This window comes from Microcoleus sp. B6-A1 (genome assembly GCF_036705085.1).
In the GTDB taxonomy this organism is placed as follows: Bacteria; Cyanobacteriota; Cyanobacteriia; order Cyanobacteriales; family Microcoleaceae; genus Microcoleus.
Genome location: NZ_JAUBTU010000008.1, coordinates 69,039 through 88,464, shown reverse-complemented (window position 1 = coordinate 88,464; position 19,426 = coordinate 69,039). Strand labels below are relative to the sequence as shown.

Below are 19,426 nucleotides of genomic sequence, written 5' to 3'. Positions count from 1 at the left end.
ATGGTAAAAATATACGGTATGAGAGACTATTATGCCTGCCACTAAACAAGACGCTGTATTGATTCAAGCCGCCAAGACTGGCAACATTATTCACGTCCAAGCTTTACTCGCTAAGAATGTTAACGCTAACGCCAAAGACTCTGAGGGGACGACGGCTTTGATGTTTGCTGCCCAAAAGGGCTATACGGAAATTGTGCGTATTCTACTAAACAATGACGCTAATGTCAACCAGGTGAGCAGACGTTTTGGGCTAACGGCTTTGATGCTGGCGGCGGCTCACAAACAGGCTGACTCTGTGCGGCTGTTGCTCGCTGCAGGTGCTGATGTTAATGCTAAAAATGATGATGGAAGTACGGCTTTGATGGCGGCTTCTCTGAAGGGCGATATCAATGTTGTGCGGATGTTACTTGATGCTAATGCTGATGTAAATGTACAAGATAAAGATGGAGATTCAGCTCTGAAAATAGCTGCTTTATCGGGTCACGAAGCTGTTGTCAAAGCTTTGGTGGATGCGGGTGCTGTTGCTGACAATTCTATGCTGTTTTTAGCTGTCCGTCAAGGAAGCGCTGAAATTGTGCGAATTTTGCTCAATTGTGGGGCGGATGCTAATGTTAAAAATCTAGAGAGCAAAACTGCTTTGATGCTGGCTGCGACGGCGGGAAATTTGGCTGTTGTCGAGGCGCTGTTGGCTGCTGGTGCTGATGTCGAAGTTCCCGACAAAGACGGCGAAACTGCTTTAACTTTGGCTGCGGATGCCGGCAATACTGATGTGGTGCAAACTTTGCTTGGTGCGGGTGGTAATGCGAATGTGAAAAATGGAGATGGGGGCACGGCTTTGATGGCCGCTGCTGCTGGTGGAAATGCGGCGATCGCCCATATCTTACTCGATGCGGGCGCGGATATCAACGCTAAGGATAAAGATGATGAAACTGCTTTGAATTTTGCCGTGGTTGAAGGCTACGAAGATGTGGTGGAATTGCTCTTAAACCGAGGTGCTAGTGTCGGTTCTAGAAATCGGTTGGGCGATACGCCTTTACTGGTGGCTGCTGTTCACGGCCATAGTGCGATCGTATCGGCTTTGCTGCAAAAAGTAAATTCAAATCGGGCTGATTTTCTGAATGCTAAAAACTTTGGGGAGACGGCTTTGACCCTGGCTACTTTTCACGGACATACCGAGACGGTGAAGGCTTTGCTTGACGGCGGTGCTGATCCGAATATCCCGGCGGATTTGGGGAAAACGGCTTTAATGAAGGCGTGCGATCGCGGTTATATTGCGATCGTCCAATTATTAGTCGAAAAAGGTGCCGATGTCAACTTGCTCGATGATTCGGGCGCAACAGCTTTAATGTGGGCAGCGCATCGGGGTTATCCTGATGCAGTAAAGATTTTAATTGAGGCGGGTTCAGAACTAAACCACAAAAATCCGGGAAATTATACAGCTTTAATGTTGGCTGAGTTTAAGGGTTATTCCAGTGTGGTAAAATTGCTCAAAAGTGCTGGAGCACTGGAGTAAGAATGAAATAGTTTTGAGTAAGGTAATTCTGTCATTCTGAGGGTAGGCTTTGGGAAGTGAAGAATCTCAGATATGGGGACTTACGCATTGTAATGGTGTGGCAATAATTTGAGATTCTTCGCTTCACTCAGAATGACCAAATTACGTGATTAGTGCGTCCCGGACAATGAATTATATCATGTCCGATCGATTAACCATAATATCCCGGTCGGGGCGGGTTTTTGAGATTGTCAATTATTGGCGATTATGGTTGGTGGAACCCGCCCCTACAAAAATCGCGGTAGCTCGACCCGACATGATATTAACCTCAATTTGCTTTACGTACCCAGCCGTTAATAGTAAATCGGCTATCAGCAAAAGCTTTTGAGGGACAGCTAACTCGCAAAACTTCGTGCATATAGCGACTCAGAAAAAATACGATGCTATTATTGCGCGGTTCAACAGTTCTGAATGTCTTATCTGCCACATAGAAATTGTTCTCGATTTTGCTGTCATAAATCTGCAACTCGCCACCTGAAAAAGCCTTGGGTTCTCGATAGAAATAGTAAACGTAAGTAAAAAATCTGGTGGCGGTATCTGGAGAGCCACTATCGTTGTGAAGTTTGTAAAAGTTGTTGTCATTGTGCATGGTTAACTGAGCTTCTATTTCACCAAGCGGAAATGAGGGAATATTTAATTTTTGCAGCACGTCGGGGAGAATTGCTTTGATGCGATTAACCATCAGTTCGGAAAATTCGGGGAACGAGTGGAGTACCATCGAACGGCGGTAATCTTCGGCATTTGTTGAGGTGCTGGTAGTCACAAATTGTGATTCTTTTGCTAAGACATATTTAAGGAGTTTGTTCTTTTCGGCAGGGGTCAAAAAGTTGTCTATTTGGGCGTAGCGAGATATTAAGTCGTCATTTACAGGCGGCGCAGGGGCGGGAATTTCGGCGGGAATTTCGGCGGGAATTTCTACAGGAGTTGCAGGCTGCTGCGGTTGCAGTTGCTGCAAGTAAATTGGGGGTTCTGTGACTAATCCGACTAGGTGTTCGCCGGGAAAAAAAAGGGTGGAACGCCCGTCGTCTATGGGGATTTGAAATAAGGGCGAAAAACTGAGTGTTTGTTGGGTGCGATCGACTAATGTTTTGATCAGGCTGTGCAATAATGGTGTATCAGATTTGAGGGTGACGGTGCATTGATGTCCCCCGGTGAGCAGGATTTTGACTTTTATGTCTTGGGGTTTAATTTGCGGTTGAATTGTGCTAGTCATAGCCGTTAGTTATAGAAGAAGAAGGAAGTTCGGCAACGGATTCTGTAACGGATGTAACGGATGGAGGGATGGGAGAAGAAAGAAGGAAGATGCAAGAAGGAAGATGGAAGAACAAAAATTCAATCATTGCTTGAGGGCGGGCTAGAAGCCCAACCCACAATAGAATTAACTCTTTGTGGAACAGGCATCTTGCCTGTTCATAATAGAGGTGCAAAATGTCATTGCTACGAACTTAATTAATGCAAGAAGTGGCGGATGTCGGTGAAAACCATTGTGATTCCGAGTTGGTTGGCGGCTTCAATGGAATCTCGATCGCGCATACTTCCTCCCGGTTGGACGATCGCAATTATGCCCGCCTCAGCCGCAGTTTTGACTGAATCGTCGAAGGGAAAGAAACCATCGCTAGCCAAAATCGCTCCTTTGCTCTTGTCTCCTGCTTGTTCCAATGCTAGTTTAACCGAACCGACGCGATTCATTTGTCCGGCGCCGACACCGATTGTAGTACGATCGCGCGTCACAACGATCGCATTTGATTTGACGTGTTTCGCTACTTTCCAAGCAAACAGCAATTCTTCCAATTCTGCCGCCGTCGGCTGTTTCTCAGTAACAATCCGCCATTTGCTAGTTTCTTCTACTACATTATCTGAGTCTTGCACCAGCAAACCGCCTGCAATAATTTTAACAGTTTGTGGAGGCCCTTGAGTCAAATCTGGCAAAATTAATACTCGAACTTTCGCCTTTTTTTTGATAATTTCTTCTGCTTCTGGTTCGCACCCCGGCGCGACGATACATTCTAAAAATGTTTGAGTTAACGCCGTTGCGGTAGCAGCATCAATCGGGCGGTTGAGGGCGACAATGCCGCCGAAAGCTGAGACTGAATCGGTGTCGAAGGCTTTTTGATACGCTTCAGAAATAGTTGTTCCCAAGGCTGTGCCGCAAGGATTTGTATGCTTCAGAATAGCGGCGGCGGGTGTGTCGGGGAATTCTACGATCAGCCGCCTTGCTGCTTCTAAATCTACTAAGTTATTGTAGCTTAATTCTTTGCCTTGCAGGATGGTGCTAGTCGTCCAGCCTGTGGGTGTAGTTCCGCTTTGATACCAGGTAGCCGCTTGATGGGGATTTTCCCCGTAGCGCAGAGTTTGCAACTCTTTTCCTGATAAATTAAACTGCTCTGGTAGCGAAGATTCTTCAGCGGATTGGCTGCTGCTGAGATAATTTGCGATCGCGCGATCGTAGTTTGCTGTATGTTTGAAGGTTTCCAGCGCGCTTTTTTGCCTAAACTCTAAGGATGCTTGACCGCCATTTTCCCGCAGTTCTTTTAAATAAGTATTGTACTGTTCTGGGTCGCACAAAACTGTCAAATGAGCGTGGTTTTTGGCGGAAGCTCTCAACATTGCTGGGCCGCCGATATCTATCTGCTCAATTGCGTCTGCTAGAGTAACTCCTGGTTTAGAAATTGTCTCTTCAAATGGATACAGATTCACTACAACTAGATCGATCGCCCGAATTTGATTTGCGGTTAAATCTGCGAGGTCTTCCGGTACATCGCGTCGTGCTAAAATGCCACCGTGGATTCGTGGGTGAAGTGTTTTGACTCGCCCTCCCAAAATTTCGGGAGAACCAGTATATTCCGCAACTTTGGTGACTGGGATGCCTGCTTCTTTGAGGGCCGTTGCTGTCCCGCCACTACTAATTATGTCAAATTCAAATTCTTCTACTAGACTGCGCGCTAAGTCGATTAGTCCGGTTTTATTGGATGTGCTCAGAAGTGCTAGACGTGCCATTGGTTTGAAGTTGCGATCGCAAAAATAGACAGGTTATATTCTATACCAAATCTGGTGGCAGGCACATGATTTGGGAATGGCTAATTATGATTATTTTTAACAAACCAAAGATGAGTTCGCTTATCTTGACGCATATTTTTTGTCAAAACTATATAATATTTTATACTGACCAGTGGCTTCAAAATATTTAGGACTTGCGCGTGGAACTGATTATTTTGTGAGTGCGAGGGGGATTGCAGCCATATCCAGCTTTCACAGTTAGTGTCGCTACGTAAGTGTCAATGTTGTTGAAATTACTTAATAAAACTTAATAGATAATTATAGGGCGATCGCTCTTGAATTTTAACGATGTTTTATGATGAATTCTAAAAGTAATGTGCTAGCATCGGGTGTAAATTGCTCTCTCCCTAAACTTCCCGGAAAGTTGGGCGATCGCAACACCTTAATCTAAACAATAATTTGGTAGGTTTGACATATGTTTTTTCAAGAATCCGATCCCGAAAATAAACTCAGTAATATTAGCAGGAACCATAAAAAAACTGCTCCCAATCTGACCAATAGAACAGGCTACCAACAGATTTCCCAAAAAAGAGGCCAGAATTCGACCGAGGCCAACATTTCCGAAGCTTATAGTGTTAGTTTGTGCGAATTGCAGCAGATGGAGCGAGCAATGGAACAGCTAAAGCAGGATTTGAAAGCTAGCGAATCTCGGTTTCGGAATGTGATCGAAAAAAATGCCGACGGCATCGCAATCGTTAACAAGCGAGGACTTGTTTGTTTTGCCAACCAGTCAGCAGAAGCGCTGTTTAACTGCAAAGCAGAGGAACTTCTAGGGCAAGCATTTTTTGGCAATTTAGTAGTAGAAGTTTCAGCTTGCGACCTTGAGATGGCGACGGATATTATTCCCCAAGTTGGAAAAACGGAAGCACCAGGAACTCGCGTCGTGCAAACAGAAGTTGAAGCTATTCGCAAGCAAAAAGCAAATGCTGTAGTAGAAATGCGGGTTGTGGAAACGGAATGGGATGGAGAAATGGCTTATTTAGCTACGCTGCGGGACATTACCGATCGCAAGCGCGCAGAAGAAATGCTTTGGTTGTACGATCGAGCTATAGCAGCTACTAGCACCGGAGTTACGATTTCTGACGCCACTGACCCCGAACATCCAATTATTTATTGCAATCCCGCATTTGAAAGCATGACAGGTTATCGGCGGCAGGAAATTATCGGAAAAAACGGCCGATTTTTGCACGGAAGCGATACCGATCCGGCGGCAGTAGAAATAATTCGCCAAGCCTTGCAAACAGAAAGCGAATGCAAGGTAATATTAAAGAATTACCGCAAAGACGGAACCGCTTTCTGGAATTGTTTCTCCATATCTCCTGTGCGCGATCGAATGGGAAAATTAACTCATTTTATTGGCGTACAGAGAGACATCACTGAGCGCAAACAAGCCGAAGAAGCCTTGCATAATTCCGAAGCACAAAGCAGAGAACAAGCCGCTCAACTAGCAGCCACACTTGAGCAACTCAAAGCCACTAATTCCCAATTAGTTCAAAGCGAAAAAATGTCTAGTTTGGGATTGCTACTTGCCGGGGTCGCTCACGAAATTAACAACCCAGTCAGCTTCATTTACGGCAATCTCGCTCATCTCACAAATTATACTCAAGACTTGTTTTACCACCTCCAACTTTATCAACAGCACTATCCTAATCCAGTCGCCGAAATTCAAGAGGAAAGAGAAAAAAAAGATCTCGATTTTTTAGCTGAAGATTTACCTAAAATACTGTCTTCAATGAGCGTTGGTGTCGAGCGGATTTGCCAGATTGTGCAGTCGCTGCGGAACTTCTCGCGCCATGACGATTCACAGATGAAACCCGTTAACCTCCACGAAGGTATTGACAGCACGCTGTTAATTCTCAATCACCGTTTGAAAGGGAACGGAGAAAAGCAGCCAATTCAAATTGTAAAACACTACGGAAAATTGCCGAATGTTGAGTGTTTTGCTGGGCCCATCAATCAAGTTTTTATGAATATTCTCAGCAATGCGATCGATGCTTTAGAAGATGCCAACAGTAGGCAAACTTGTCGAGAAATGCTAGAAAATCCCAGCCAGATTAGGATTGGTACGGAAGTAGTCGGCAATTTTGTAGAAATTAAAATTGCCGACAACGGCCCGGGAATAACTGAGGAAGTCAAACAGCAGATATTCGATACATTTTTTACTACCAAGCCCATTGGCAAAGGCACGGGAATGGGTTTGTCAATTAGCTATCAAATTATTGTAGAAAGACACAAAGGCGAATTATCTTGTAATTCGGAATTGGGCAAGGGCACGGAATTTATTATCAGAATTCCGATCGCACATTAGCGCGGAATGTGCAATCTGCAGCTTACCAACTTGATATATAGGCAAACAAGCGAGCGGGACTCGCACTCCTACAAAACGAGAAAAATCGCTTTTTCTCGTTCCCAGACTCTGGCTGGGAACGCATACTTAGGGGCTCTGCCTCCCCATTGTAAAGAGAATTATAGGGTACTTTTCGGCTCACCTTACCCGCATAAAAAGCGAATTAAAAAACCTCTGCACCCTCCAACTTCTTAAAAGTTTCAACCTTAGCCCTCGCGGCTTCCCCGCAAGTCTTCGGTGTCGGAAACATCTTCCCAGGATTCGCCAAACCTTTCGGATTAAACACCTGACGCACCCACTGCATCGTCTCCAAATCAACCTCCGAAAACATATCCGGCATAAAACACTTCTTGTCAGCACCGATGCCGTGTTCCCCCGAAAGACTTCCGCCAACTTTCACACAAAGCCTGAGAATTTCCCCGCCCAATTCTTCCACCTTTTCCAGCGCACCTTTTACCGCGTTATCGTACAGAATCAGCGGGTGCAAATTTCCGTCTCCCGCGTGAAAAACATTGGCAATTCGATAACCGTATTTCTCGCTCAAACCCTCAATTTCTTTCAAAACATAAGCCATTTGCGTTCGCGGAATTACGCCGTCTTGCACGTAATAATCCGGGCTGAGATGACCCGCCGCCGCAAAAGCAGCTTTCCGCCCTTTCCAAATTTTTAGGCGCGTTTCCGGGTCAGTTGCCGTGGTGATATTTCGTGCTCCGTTATGCTTGCAAATATCAGCAATCCGCTGTTTGTTTGTGGCAACTTCCACTTCTAAACCGTCGATTTCTACGAGGAGAATTGCCGCCGCATCGCGGGGATAACATCCAGTTGCCACCACATCTTCCACAGCATTGATGCTGATGTTATCCATGATTTCCATGCCGCCGGGAATAATGCCAGCGCTGATAATATCGGAAACTGATTCGCCCGCTGCTTCTATACTGGAAAAATCCGCTAGGAGAACGCAAATCGATTCTGGCGCTTTGAGAATTCGCAAAGTAACTTCTGTAGCGATTCCTAAAGTGCCTTCGGAACCGACAAATACACCAGTTAAATCGTAACCGGGCATTTCGGGAATTTCGCCACCGACATCGACAATAGAACCGTCGGGAAGTACCAATTTTAATCCTAAAACGTGATTCGTTGTGACTCCGTATTTGAGGCAGTGAACGCCGCCCGAATTTTCGGCAACGTTGCCGCCAATCGAACAAATAATTTGACTGGAAGGATCAGGCGCGTAGTAGAAACCCGCGCCGCTAACTGCTTGCGTTACCCAGTTATTAATTACTCCCGGTTGCACGACTACTTGCTGATTTTCTAAGTCTACTTTCAGGATTTTTCGCATCAGGGCAGTAACAATCAGCACGCAGTTTTCTACAGGCAAAGCGCCGCCGGAAAGGCCGGTGCCTGCGCCTCTAGCCACCCAGGGAATTGAGTTGCGATCGCATATTTTGACCAATTGCGCCACTTCCTCCGTAGTTCGAGGCAATACCACCACGGCGGGGCGCTGGCGGTAGCTGGCGAGTCCGTCGCACTCGTAGACAATCAATTCTTCGCGGCGCTGCACCACCCCATTTTTGCCGACTACAGCCTCGAATTCTTTAATAACGGGTTTCCAGTTGCGTTCTGTTTCTATTGCTATCATAAAAAATACTCGGTAAGTGGGAAACGAGCGCGACTTCAGTCCTGAGAGGAAAACGACGCGGCGATTTCAATCGCCTTGAATCCCCTTTCGGGGTAGGGGAGGGAATTTAATATAACCTCCCCTATTTTTGAGGGTATTTCTACCCTCCTCCCTTGCGGGGTAATGTTAGCTTCGCCAAGGTTATAGAGGCTTGTTAAGCTGGCAGCACTGTCTCAGGGACTTTAAGACTGTTTAACTACCAGCGACAGAGCGAGGGACTAGCTTCGCATCCCAGGGTGTCGTGACCTTAATAACGTAGCCCGCGAAGGGCTTAGGCTGGTCAGTACAGCTTGATTCGATTTCTCTTACAAGCTCAGTGGCTTAAGCCCTGAGTTACTGACTAGTGAATTTAATTAGGGAACTATCAATAATATTGTGGCAAGTTTTACTATTTTTGTGCAATTATTTTTTTAAGGGTTGCAATATTGACACAGGGAAGGATCGGCAGTCTCTCGACCGTCTGGAAATAGTTTTTCTTTAGTATAACCGCAGTTTTTGCATTTATAGATTGCCGATCGCGCTAGCTGAGTCGGAAAATAGCAAAGTTCGCAGGGCAATCCGATTTTCGTCTCAGCAATATCGAATCCCGGCCAACCGCACTCCGGGCAGAATTGCTTGAATTTTTTAACTAAATCGAGAGTTGCATTTTCGATGTTTTTCATCCGAGTTGGATTGTACATCGCCCGCATATCTGTTTCGATGTGAACTCGGCCGGTTGACGATTTTTTTAAGCCTGCTGTCACAGCGTCAAAAAATTGTTTTTCTGTCCTAATGCCCTTGACAATTTCGCCGTTACCGAGTGCAGCGTCGCCAACTATAACCACCAGTGCGTGATCGGGAAATCCAGCTTTTTTAGCAAAATCATCTGCTTCTTCTATACTGGAAACTAACTCGTGACTGTAGTTAGTTTCAACGGAGAAAGAGTCGCCGATTAGTTCTAAATTGTTGGCTCTATCTAATAAAATTACTATTTCTCTGTTAGCTGGCAGATACGGGAGCATTGGGTGAGGGCCGAAAGTACCTTCGCTGGCAAAGGCAAGAGTTTCGCCCGCAATTTCTAGGGCTTTTTGTGCTTTATGGCGAGCCGCTTCTATTTGTGTTCCTAAGCGTTTAACTTCTCTGGTGAAGGTGCCGAATGCGTCAGTGTCAAGCGCCGCAGGTACTAGGATATTTACGCCAAATTCTCGTTCCAAAACGGGAGCCATCACCCGTTCTTTTTGGTGCATGGTAGCAAGAATTGCGGTGCGATCGCTCAATAATTGATTGGGATTCACAGGCTCAGAAATATTAGACATACAGCAGCATCATTTTAGGAAAAAAACTCACATATACCCTTTCCACCGCCCCACACCCGATAGAAACCCTGACTTAACTTCCGAGTAAAAATTTTAGACCCCAGTTAAATATTCATGATATTCACCTGTGGACTTAATTTAAAATTCTTCAATCGTCAATCTAAAATCTAAAATCTAAAATCGTATTAGTTGCCTCCAGTTACTCCCCCAGCTTGACCTCTGAGTACAAAAATTACTCCTGTCATAATTAGCCCCACGCCTACCAACCGCAGCGGAGGCAAAGGCTCGTGAAATATCAGTTTGCCGCCTAAAACAGTAAACAGGTAACTAATTGACAGTAAAGGCGAGACTATGCTAAGGTTTGCCCGCGACAAAACTACTATAAAGCCGATCGAAGAAATTGCATACAAAGAAAGACCGCCTACTATCAACGGCTGAGTAGCCATTGCTATAATTTTTTCTATTAAATTAGCAGCGCCAATGGGCCCTAATATTTTAGCTCCTGCCTTCAGACTAAATTGACCTGCGACGCCGCACAATATTGCAGCAAGCAATAACATAAAAACGCTTCTATTCATAAATTTACTAACCTATAGTACAATCAAAACTTGCCGTCCCCAAAAACCTGAAAAACTTTAATTAAGTTTTGTTAGGTTTTATTCACCACTAATATTTTAAGCAGAGATACGGGAAAATCAAGTATGGTCGATCGCGATCGAGAGTGGAACAAATATATGCCAGAACAGACCAACCCAAGCGGAGAATATACTCTAGAACTATCGATAGTCATGCCTTGTCTGAACGAGGCAGAAACTTTAGAAATCTGCATCGAGAAGGCACAGAAGTCCCTGCGCGAACTTGATATTGCCGGCGAGGTCATCATAGCAGACAACGGCAGCACTGACGGTTCTCAAGATATCGCTACCAGAATGGGGGCCCGAGTCGTACCCGTAGTGGCCAAAGGCTACGGCAGCGCCCTTATGGGAGGCATCATGGCAGCGCGCGGAGTTTATATTATCATGGGCGATGCTGACGACAGCTACGACTTTTCCAACCTCGGCCATTTTGTGGAAAAATTGCGGGGAGGGTACGATTTAGTTATGGGAAACCGCTTTCAAGGGGGCATCAAACCGGGGGCAATGCCGCCACTGCACCAATATTTTGGAAATCCGGCGCTGACATGGATTGGGCAGCTATTCTTTTCAAGTCCCGCCGGCGATTTTAACTGCGGGTTGCGGGGTTTCAGGAGAGAGTCAATTTTGAAACTCGACTTGCAAACAACGGGGATGGAATTTGCTGGCGAAATGGTGGTCAAAGCCTCTATCTACAAGCTTCGAGTCACTGAAGTTCCCACCGTACTCTCTCCCGACGGCCGCAGCCGTCCGCCACACCTGCGAACTTGGCGAGATGGCTGGCGGAACCTGCGATTTATGCTGCTTTACAGTCCCCGGTGGCTATTTCTGTATCCGGGTACTGCGCTGATGATTTGGGGTCTAATTATCGTGGTTTGGCTGTTACCCGGTACTCAAAAGATTGGGAGTATCAGCTTTGATGTACACACACTGCTGTATGGTGCGATCGCAATTATCATCGGTTTTCAAGCAGTAACTTTCGCTTTTTTCACCAAGATTTTTGCCATCAGCGAGAAACTCCTGCCCGAAGACGCCAAACTCAACAAAATATTTCGCAATGTCACCCTAGAGACAGGATTGATTGTCGGAGTCACGCTGATATTAATCGGAATAGTTGGCTCGTTTTTGTCATTGAGTATCTGGAGCGAAACAGCTTTCGGTACTTTAGACCCTTTTAAAACTCTGCGTTTAGTTATTCCCTCCCTCACTTGCCTGACCGTCGGTTTGCAGATGGTTTTGTCCAGCTTTTTTCTCAGTGTACTGAGCTTGAAGCGCAGATGATAACATCAAAGTTACTCGCAACATTCCTCAAAACTAAACTGCCATGCAGGGGAAGCTGAGGGCGATCGCAATGCAGGCAAGATCGGGGCCCCAGGAGCTAAATTTGCGACTATCTGGTAGAATCCCACAAGTAGCTTTAATGCTCAAAAGAGTTAGAATAGTAGAGATAAAGAATATGTGATATTAGCTATGCAGCGAATATTTGAGGCTATATTGAAGGGAAACCTTTTAGAATGGGCTAATGAGGTTCCAAGACAAGGCGATCGCCTTGTCAGAGTTTACGTTACTTTACAAGAAGAGCGATCGACTTTAAGTGCGGAGTTTCGCCGTCAGAGAATAGTTGAAATATTGGAAAAAATTGCAGCAAATAAGGTCTTTGCTGATATTAGCGATCCAGTGGAATGGCAGCGAGATTTGCGTCAAGACCGTCCACTTCCAGGTAGGGATGAATAATGAATGCTGCTAGATAGTGATATTATTATCTACGCTTCCCAGCCAGAAAACTCGCAGATTAGGCATTTTATTGGCGAAAATGACATAGTTGTATCGGCAATAAGTTACCTTGAAGTCTTGGGTTATCATGGGCTAACTGAAGAGTATAGATTGTACTTTGAGGAATTCTTTGGTGTGCTGGAGGTTATACCAATTTCTAACGCTGTACTCGATCGCGCAGTGCTGTTGCGACAGATAAGGATAATGACACTTGGGGAGGCTATTATTGCGGCAACAGCTTTGGTATATGGCAGAACTTTAGTAACAAGAAATATAGGGGGTTTTCGGTGGATTGCTGAACTCACACTGATTAACCCGTTTGAGGTTTAAGAAAGATGGGCGATCGCACTTTGGGGAAGATAAGGGCGATCGTACATTTATTTATTCACTGCTTTTTACATGATGTTCAACATAAGAGCGCAGCACAGCGTTCATTAGAGATTGATAGCCTTTTCCTTGGCTTTTAAACCAATCTAATACATCGCTATCAACTCTTAAAGAAATAGCTTGTTTTGTCAGTGGTGTTACGAGTTTTGCTTTTGCCCAAAAATTCGCATCTAATTCAGGAATATCAGAGGTATCGATCGCAGATTCTGGAATATTTTCTAATTCTTCAAGTCGTTTGCGCGAGATAGTCATAGTAGGTATTTTTTTCTTGACGAGTGGCTTTTCTTGCAGAGATGATGCGGATAGCTCCATTTCTTTCAGTATGCGCTACGGTAACGATAACGACACCTTGTATGGCACCAATACTGATTTCTCGGATTTCTCCGTAGTCGAAACGCTCATCAATGGCATTAAAAACGATTCCGTCAAAGATTTCTTGAGCTTCTTCAAAGCTAATGCCATGTTTTTTGAGGTTTTGGGCGTTTTTATTTTCATCCCATTCAAACTGCATGATTGTGTATATACAAAACGTATCTACTTATAATATAGCATAACCTGATCGCACTTTGGGGAAATAAGGGCGATCGCACTTCCCTCGATCCTAAATTGCTATAATGACAATCAGCCCAAAAATCTCAACATAAAGCCTATGTCTACTTATAGCGAGGTACTGAGTCAGGCTCAAAATCTCACTCCTGACGAGCAACAGCAGCTTTTAGAAGTATTGTCAGCATTGATGCGCGATCGGGTAACAACCCAGACTCAGGGTAAACGATCGTCCATTGATGCAGCACTGATTGAAATGGTACAAGATCCAGAGTATCAAGCTCAAGTGCTACAGATGGAGGCTGAGTTTGCGGTAGCGAGTTGGGAAGCCTTGCAATTGGGAGAATCTTCTGTATGAACCGGGGAGAAGTCTATGATGCTAGGGAATGAAGATTTAATAACATCAGCGATGTATAATAAATAAATGAGTGAATATGAATAGGTTTATGTTTCGGTAGAGATGCCAAATATTATACCTACTTGGTTCTTCTTATGTCGCCCATAATTTTTTGATTTAAATCATTTCTTACTAACTTAATTTATGTGTTACTCAGACGAAATTACTGATTTAATGCGAAAACATCATCAGTCTTTATCTGAAAAAGATCAAAGAAAATATGCAGCGATAGAAGCCGTAAAACTTGGTCGTGGTGGAATTATTTACATAGCCCGAGTTTTGGGAGTAGACAGGAATACAATAGCCAAGGGAATTAAGGAATTAAAAAATGAATCAGACACTACTTTTAATCAACAGAGAATTCGCCGACGTGGAGGAGGAAGAAAAACTAGGGAGTCTGAGATACCTGATTTAAATGAGCGTTTTTTAGAAGTCTTAAAAAACTACACAGCCGGAGATCCAATGTCGGAAAAAATTAAATGGACAAATCTTACCCAGCAACAAATAGTTGAAGGTCTGAAGGCTCAGGAAACAATAGTCAGTACAACAGTTGTTAAGAAACTGTTAAAAAAACATGGATATGTGAAACGTCAAGCTCAAAAAAAACAAACAACCGGAGTAACAAAGAATCGTAATGAACAATTTAAAAATCTGGCAAGAATTACGGCAGAGTATGAGTTAAAGGGAAATCCAATTGTTAGTATGGACACGAAAAAGAAGGAATTTATTGGAAATTTATATCGAGCAGGAAGTCTATATACTACGGAAGCTATTACGACATTTGACCATGATTTTTGGAGTTTGGCTGACGGAAAAGTAGTACCTCATGGAATTTATGATCTGCAACATAACCGAGGATATTTAAACCTGGGAATCAGTAAAGACACGAGCGAATTTGCTTGTGAATCGATTAAATTATGGTGGGTTAATTACGGAAAATTTATCTACCCTCAAGCCGATTCAATTTTGATAAAATGCGATGGCGGTGGCAGTAATAATTCTAATCATCATATCTTTAAATCGGATTTACAAAAATTAGTTGATGAGCTAGGAATAGAGATTAGAATCGCACACTATCCTCCCTATACATCGAAGTATAATCCGATTGAACATCGTTTGTTTCCTCACGTAACCAGAGCCTGTCAAGGAGTAATTTTTACCAGTCTTGAGTTAGTGAAAAAACTCATGGCAAAAACTCATACTAAAACCGGGCTTTCTGTGGTAGTAAATGTGAGCGATAAAATTTATGAAACTGGTCGAAAAGTAGCTAAGGGATTTAAAGAAACAATGAAAATTATTTTTGATGAATATCTACCAAAATGGAATTATCGTGCAGTTCCGACTATTTAGCAGACGCTAAAGTTATTAAATTTTCATTCCTAGACTTGAACCTGTTGAGGGTTCTGAACAAGGAGGAACCCGTCCTGTTATCATCGTTAGTCGAGCTACAATCAATACATATAGCCCTGTAGTTTTGGCTATTCCCTGCACTACTTATCAAACTGGTAAACGAGTTTATCCCACTCAGGTATTAATTAAAGCTCCCGACGGTGGATTAACCAATGATTCTATCGCTATGGCAGATCAAGTACGGGTATGATCTAAATCTCGTTTATTGAGTTTACGAGGAATGCTTAGTGATCAAGCAATACTTCTGCTGAATCAAGCTCTATTAATTGCGTTGGATTTGCCTGGTCAAGTTTAATTGCACTTGAGGAAGAGATGGGCGATCGCACGAGCGAAATTTCAGACTATCTGGTATAATCAAACAGCCAGCTCTAATAATTTTCAATAGCTATGAACTATGAAAACTCAAGAACTTCGCCAGAATCTTAAGCAATCCATAGATCGCTTATCTCCTGAACGGCTGATAGTTGTGGCTGATTTCTTAGCTTATTTATCAGAACGTGAAAGCAATGAAGCTACGGTGGAATTATTAAAAATTCCCGGTTTTCTTGAAGTATTTAATAAAGCCAAAAAAGATGTAGCAGCAGGTAAGGTGACGACCGTTGAGCAACTCAAACGAAAATACTGATGAAAGTCTAAAGTTTTATTCAGTCGTTCTTAGCTTTGATGCTCAGGAGTTTTTTGAAGAAGCATCAGCTTCTTTACAACGCAAGCTAGATAGATGTTTTGAGATGTTGAAAACTGACCCTCGCAGTCATCCAAATATTAAGCAACTCAAAGGCGAATTAGCTGGATACTATCGCTATCGCGTTGGAGATTATCGGGTTGTTTATGACATTGATGATGAGCAAAAGCGTGTGGTTGTGACTGTTATTGCTCATCGTCGTGAAGTGTATTAGGGGGCACTTGGGGAAGAAACGGGCGATCGAACTTTGAGAATAAAAGGGCGATCGCTTTTCCCATAATTTTAAATTGAGATATAATAGATAGCAAGCAAAAAAATCAACGAAATTTAGTGTAAGTTAAGATAGCCTATGTTGACTCTTGAACAGATAGAAAATGCGATTCTCCAACTTCCGCCCAACAAGATTGGAGAGTTGTTAGAGTGGTTTATAAATTTGGATTACCAACGATGGGATGTTCAGTTAGAGAAAGATATTGCTGAGGGTAAACTAGATGCTTTAGCAGCAGAGGCGATCGCAGATTTTGAGAGTGGTAACTATCGAGAGATTTAATGCACTACACTACTCGAAAATTTTGGGATTGTTACAATGCTTTGCCATCAAATGTACAAGCTACAGCAGATCAGTGTTATGAGTTGCTGAAGGCAGATCCGTCTCATCCTTCTTTGCATTTTAAGAAGGTTGGTAATTATTGGTCTGTAAGGGCCGGACAAGCTTATCGGGCGTTGGGTATTGAAATTAAAACAGGTATTTTGTGGTTTTGGATTGGTACTCACGCAGAGTACGATCGGCTGATAGGAAAATAAGGGCGATCGCGCTTTGGGAAAATAAGGGCGATCGTACTTTTGGAAGATAAGGGCGATCGCACTTCGGGAAGATAAGGGCGATCGCTTTCGATTTCACCTTCATCCAGAAATATTAAGGGGTCTTTAGTCTGACCGATGGGATACCATAGTTCACTAGCAGGTAGTCTCTATCCACGACTTCATAATTCCGTAAAATTACTTATTGACAATTAGTTAACTTCAGTGTTACCTTAATAATGAAAATTAAACAATTAATTATATGGGTAAAACATTTATTTTGACTTTTGTAACCCTGGCAGCCACTTGGCTAGCTTTTTTTCTTTTTGGATCAATGACTGGGTTTTCTCTAGGTTTCTGGGGGATATGAGCAAAAAACTATCTTATGTTGGAGTAGCTATTGTATGGATTGCTTTATTGTGGTTGCTTCCGCTTGGTCAAGCCCAAGCTGCTCCTAGCATAGTAAGAAAAACAACTGAATCAATAAGAAGTGAAACTAGGTTCCAAGAAACTTTAGGGCCCCGCCAAAGTGAAAAATTATATAGGGGAGTTGACAAAAAAAGTAATGATAAATATCCTAAAGTAGAATATTATGATACTCATTTTGAATCTTACGATCCTGATATAATGAAAGATGCTTATTTTAGAGGTGAAAGATTAGGTTATAAAATAGGAAAAACTTTGAGAGAACTAACAATAGAAAAAAAATAGTGTATTTTTATGATATTGACATTCACCCAAGCTGATATTGTTAACATATTGCTATTCTTTTTAGCTTCAATAGGATCTTCTATTTATGTTATCAAAAATCCCAAGGTTAATTTTCTTGATTTTAACAAAGAGCCAAATCTTTTAGATAATTCAGTGAATCAAGAAGAAAACTCTGACCAAGAAAACAGCAGTTCAGAAATTTTAGAAGTTGCAGAAAAGCAACATATTAATACTACTAACCAGTCAGATCAAGAAATATCCAAGATATCACTAGAGACAATTCTTAAAAAGGCATTACCAGTATTTTTCTCTTTCGTGGTAATATATCTCTTGTATAAATTTTTTTCCGCCTATCCTCTAACTGATTTTTTATTCTCTCTCTAAACTCTCTGATTGCCGAGTTCACTAGCTCAACTCCCTTGTCAGCTTAATAATAGGGTTGAAGTTGAGGGTGAGGGTAGTCATAGCAATATTTTATCCTTACTTCAACTACGCAAACATCAATCTACCTTTCGGTTGAGGGACAATTCGCCCTAATTCCTGAGCAGTCTCAATCCACTCCTGGGGATCGCTTGGAAATCGCTTTTTATTCGATGCAATAGAACAGGAAAAGATAACTTTGTTTAGTTTGAATTCAGTGGTGAAACAGTATGTAAAAACTCAGTCTTCTTAGTCCGCGCAGGCGGACTTTGTTCGTGTAGTTGCGGTTTCAACCGCCGTCTTTATTCGATCGAATAAATTCGATCGTATTTCATAAAGCGGGTAACAAACCCAGAATTAATTTAAGTGCGATCGCACCCATTCCCGAAACTCTCTAAGTCTCGCATTCTCTCCCTTTTCTGAGTCTAGGTGCATAAACTGTGCGAGTTCTTTGACAGGAAACGAGCCAAATGCCAAACTGGTTTCCGATTCGACATAACTCGTATCATTTAAAATATTAATTATTAGTTTCCCCTTCTTCCAAACCCAAACCTCCGGCACTTTAAGTTCCGCATAAACCGCCATTTTATGGATAGATGAGCTAGTCAAATCAATTTCCACAGCTAAGTCGGGCGGCGGGTCATTTTTGAGATCGATAGTTAACTTTCCCCGCATTAAAGCTTCATTTTGGATATAAAAACATTCATCAGCTTCGTTGCCCGCTTTTTTCGGTTCCGAACGCCAAGTAGATGATTTTAATCCGAGAATTTCAATCCCAATTTCCTCAGAAAGCGCTACAATTAATCGTCCGAGAGTCCAGCTATACCTCTCATGTTCTGGTAAAGGTACCATTAGTTCTAAAGTCCCTTGGTAGTAAGTCATGCGCGGCGTTGAACGTTCCGCAAATATTTCTAACAAGTGTTCGTAGGTTTCCCAACTGATATCATGTAAAACCAGGTGAGAACCTGCAAGCTCTTCTTTACTGTACGCCAGGGTTTGAACCATTGCAAATACTCCACGAGAACTTTAACTCTATTTTACTCTATTGAACATTGGACAGGTGCGATTCCCTGCAGGATAGCTTCGCACGCGCGTACATTACCAGATTGATTCAAGATTCAAAATAAATCCGGGGAGAACATCTTCACCTGATACATTTGCTGGAGATTCTAGCACTTCAACTTCTTGATTCAGACGGTAAATTTCTACTTGCCGCGATTTGCGATTAATTAACCAACCTAAAACAGCACCGTTATCTCGATATTCTTTCATCTTATCCTGAGTTTCTTTCAAACTATCGCTGGGAGACATTAACTCAACGACAAAATCAGGACAAAGGGGGGGAAATTTCTTTTGTTGTTCAGAAGTTAGTGCATTCCAGCGTTCTAATTTTACCCAAGAAGCGTCAGGAGAGCGATCGGCCCCATTGGGAAGTTTGAATCCGGTTGAGGAATCAAACACTTTACCCAATTTATGTGACTCATTCCAAATCCAAATCTGTGCTGTTAATCCTGCATTGCTGTTTCCCGTCTCTCCTCCTGCTGGTGACATGATAATTAATTCTCCTTTCGCTGTGCGTTCCAATCTAATATTTTCATTCTCCTGACAGAGTTGAAAAAACTGATCGTCTGTTAGCTTAATAATTGGATTGAGGTTGAGGGTGAGGGTAGTCATAGCGGTATTTTATCGTGGCTAAACGACCTTTATTAAGGATTGTAGCATATTGAGTGAGTTGTGA

At 43.0% G+C, this 19,426-nt stretch carries 23 protein-coding genes; 14 read left to right on the top strand and 9 right to left on the bottom strand.

Annotation, left to right across the window (positions count from 1 at the left end):
* Positions 1-31: 31 nt before the first annotated feature.
* A complete protein-coding gene (locus tag QUB11_RS04680; RefSeq protein WP_333206745.1) occupies positions 32-1,513 on the top strand; it encodes an ankyrin repeat domain-containing protein in 1,482 nt (493 codons plus the stop codon).
* Positions 1,514-1,820: 307 nt separating this feature from the next.
* Here QUB11_RS04680 and QUB11_RS04675 read toward each other — a convergent pair whose 3' ends face one another.
* On the bottom strand, positions 1,821-2,765 hold the full coding sequence (locus tag QUB11_RS04675; RefSeq protein ID WP_333151272.1) for a 2OG-Fe(II) oxygenase: 945 nt from the start codon (positions 2,763-2,765) through the stop codon (positions 1,821-1,823).
* A 236-nt stretch (positions 2,766-3,001) separates the two neighbouring features.
* On the bottom strand, positions 3,002-4,549 hold the full coding sequence (gene purH, locus QUB11_RS04670) for a bifunctional phosphoribosylaminoimidazolecarboxamide formyltransferase/IMP cyclohydrolase (protein ID WP_333206744.1): 1,548 nt from the start codon (positions 4,547-4,549) through the stop codon (positions 3,002-3,004).
* Positions 4,550-5,024: 475 nt separating this feature from the next.
* Here purH and QUB11_RS04665 point away from each other — a divergent pair, with 475 nt between their 5' ends.
* Positions 5,025-6,917, top strand: a complete 1,893-nt coding sequence (locus QUB11_RS04665; protein WP_333206743.1) for a PAS domain S-box protein — start codon at positions 5,025-5,027, stop codon at positions 6,915-6,917.
* Between the two features lie 202 nt (positions 6,918-7,119).
* On the opposite strand, the gene glcD is transcribed toward QUB11_RS04665, so the two are convergent.
* From glcD to QUB11_RS04650, 3 genes are all read right to left on the bottom strand, one after another.
* On the bottom strand, positions 7,120-8,595 hold the full coding sequence (gene glcD, locus QUB11_RS04660; protein WP_333206742.1) for a glycolate oxidase subunit GlcD: 1,476 nt from the start codon (positions 8,593-8,595) through the stop codon (positions 7,120-7,122).
* 449 nt (positions 8,596-9,044) lie between these two features.
* Positions 9,045-9,929 (bottom strand): DUF6671 family protein, encoded by an 885-nt coding sequence (locus QUB11_RS04655; RefSeq protein WP_333206741.1) that lies wholly within the window; start codon positions 9,927-9,929, stop codon positions 9,045-9,047.
* A gap of 185 nt (positions 9,930-10,114) precedes the next feature.
* Positions 10,115-10,507 (bottom strand): transporter, encoded by a 393-nt coding sequence (locus tag QUB11_RS04650; protein WP_333178195.1) that lies wholly within the window; start codon positions 10,505-10,507, stop codon positions 10,115-10,117.
* A 123-nt stretch (positions 10,508-10,630) separates the two neighbouring features.
* Here QUB11_RS04650 and QUB11_RS04645 point away from each other — a divergent pair, with 123 nt between their 5' ends.
* The 3 genes from QUB11_RS04645 (at position 10,631) to QUB11_RS04635 (ending at position 12,664) form a co-directional block, all read left to right on the top strand.
* Positions 10,631-11,842 (top strand): glycosyltransferase family 2 protein, encoded by a 1,212-nt coding sequence (locus QUB11_RS04645; protein ID WP_333206740.1) that lies wholly within the window; start codon positions 10,631-10,633, stop codon positions 11,840-11,842.
* 189 nt (positions 11,843-12,031) lie between these two features.
* The gene (locus QUB11_RS04640; RefSeq protein ID WP_333206739.1) at positions 12,032-12,295 is read left to right on the top strand and encodes a hypothetical protein; all 264 of its coding nucleotides are present in this window, start codon (positions 12,032-12,034) and stop codon (positions 12,293-12,295) included.
* A gap of 3 nt (positions 12,296-12,298) precedes the next feature.
* A complete protein-coding gene (locus QUB11_RS04635) occupies positions 12,299-12,664 on the top strand; it encodes a type II toxin-antitoxin system VapC family toxin (RefSeq protein ID WP_333206738.1) in 366 nt (121 codons plus the stop codon).
* A 51-nt stretch (positions 12,665-12,715) separates the two neighbouring features.
* Here the strand turns inward: QUB11_RS04635 and QUB11_RS04630 are convergent, their stop codons facing one another.
* A complete protein-coding gene (locus QUB11_RS04630) occupies positions 12,716-12,973 on the bottom strand; it encodes a BrnA antitoxin family protein (protein WP_333085439.1) in 258 nt (85 codons plus the stop codon).
* The gene (locus QUB11_RS04625) at positions 12,948-13,232 is read right to left on the bottom strand and encodes a BrnT family toxin (RefSeq protein ID WP_332945908.1); all 285 of its coding nucleotides are present in this window, start codon (positions 13,230-13,232) and stop codon (positions 12,948-12,950) included. Before QUB11_RS04625 ends, QUB11_RS04630 begins: the two co-directional genes overlap by 26 nt.
* Positions 13,233-13,370: 138 nt before the next feature.
* Here QUB11_RS04625 and QUB11_RS04620 point away from each other — a divergent pair, with 138 nt between their 5' ends.
* The 9 genes from QUB11_RS04620 (at position 13,371) to QUB11_RS04585 (ending at position 17,652) form a co-directional block, all read left to right on the top strand.
* Complete coding sequence (locus tag QUB11_RS04620) at positions 13,371-13,625, top strand: hypothetical protein (protein WP_333206737.1); 255 nt, start codon at positions 13,371-13,373, stop codon at positions 13,623-13,625.
* A 183-nt stretch (positions 13,626-13,808) separates the two neighbouring features.
* On the top strand, positions 13,809-15,014 hold the full coding sequence (locus QUB11_RS04615) for an ISAzo13 family transposase (RefSeq protein ID WP_333199741.1): 1,206 nt from the start codon (positions 13,809-13,811) through the stop codon (positions 15,012-15,014).
* 19 nt (positions 15,015-15,033) lie between these two features.
* The gene (locus QUB11_RS31245) at positions 15,034-15,264 is read left to right on the top strand and encodes a type II toxin-antitoxin system PemK/MazF family toxin (RefSeq protein ID WP_445300848.1); all 231 of its coding nucleotides are present in this window, start codon (positions 15,034-15,036) and stop codon (positions 15,262-15,264) included.
* Positions 15,265-15,468: 204 nt separating this feature from the next.
* A complete protein-coding gene (locus QUB11_RS04610) occupies positions 15,469-15,699 on the top strand; it encodes a hypothetical protein (protein WP_333199743.1) in 231 nt (76 codons plus the stop codon).
* Complete coding sequence (locus QUB11_RS04605; RefSeq protein ID WP_242719033.1) at positions 15,674-15,970, top strand: type II toxin-antitoxin system RelE family toxin; 297 nt, start codon at positions 15,674-15,676, stop codon at positions 15,968-15,970. Before QUB11_RS04610 ends, QUB11_RS04605 begins: the two co-directional genes overlap by 26 nt.
* A 135-nt stretch (positions 15,971-16,105) precedes the next feature.
* Positions 16,106-16,306 carry a hypothetical protein gene (locus QUB11_RS04600; protein WP_333199745.1) on the top strand — a complete coding sequence of 67 codons (201 nt, stop codon included), beginning with the start codon at positions 16,106-16,108 and terminating at the stop codon, positions 16,304-16,306.
* Positions 16,306-16,560 (top strand): ParE family toxin-like protein, encoded by a 255-nt coding sequence (locus QUB11_RS04595; protein WP_333199747.1) that lies wholly within the window; start codon positions 16,306-16,308, stop codon positions 16,558-16,560. Before QUB11_RS04600 ends, QUB11_RS04595 begins: the two co-directional genes overlap by 1 nt.
* A gap of 363 nt (positions 16,561-16,923) precedes the next feature.
* On the top strand, positions 16,924-17,268 hold the full coding sequence (locus QUB11_RS04590; protein ID WP_333199749.1) for a hypothetical protein: 345 nt from the start codon (positions 16,924-16,926) through the stop codon (positions 17,266-17,268).
* 9 nt (positions 17,269-17,277) lie between these two features.
* On the top strand, positions 17,278-17,652 hold the full coding sequence (locus QUB11_RS04585) for a hypothetical protein (protein WP_333199751.1): 375 nt from the start codon (positions 17,278-17,280) through the stop codon (positions 17,650-17,652).
* A gap of 393 nt (positions 17,653-18,045) precedes the next feature.
* Here the strand turns inward: QUB11_RS04585 and QUB11_RS04580 are convergent, their stop codons facing one another.
* A complete protein-coding gene (locus QUB11_RS04580) occupies positions 18,046-18,693 on the bottom strand; it encodes a Uma2 family endonuclease (RefSeq protein ID WP_333199753.1) in 648 nt (215 codons plus the stop codon).
* 93 nt (positions 18,694-18,786) lie between these two features.
* Positions 18,787-19,362 carry a Uma2 family endonuclease gene (locus tag QUB11_RS04575; protein WP_333199755.1) on the bottom strand — a complete coding sequence of 192 codons (576 nt, stop codon included), beginning with the start codon at positions 19,360-19,362 and terminating at the stop codon, positions 18,787-18,789.
* Between the last annotated feature and the right edge of the window lie 64 nt (positions 19,363-19,426).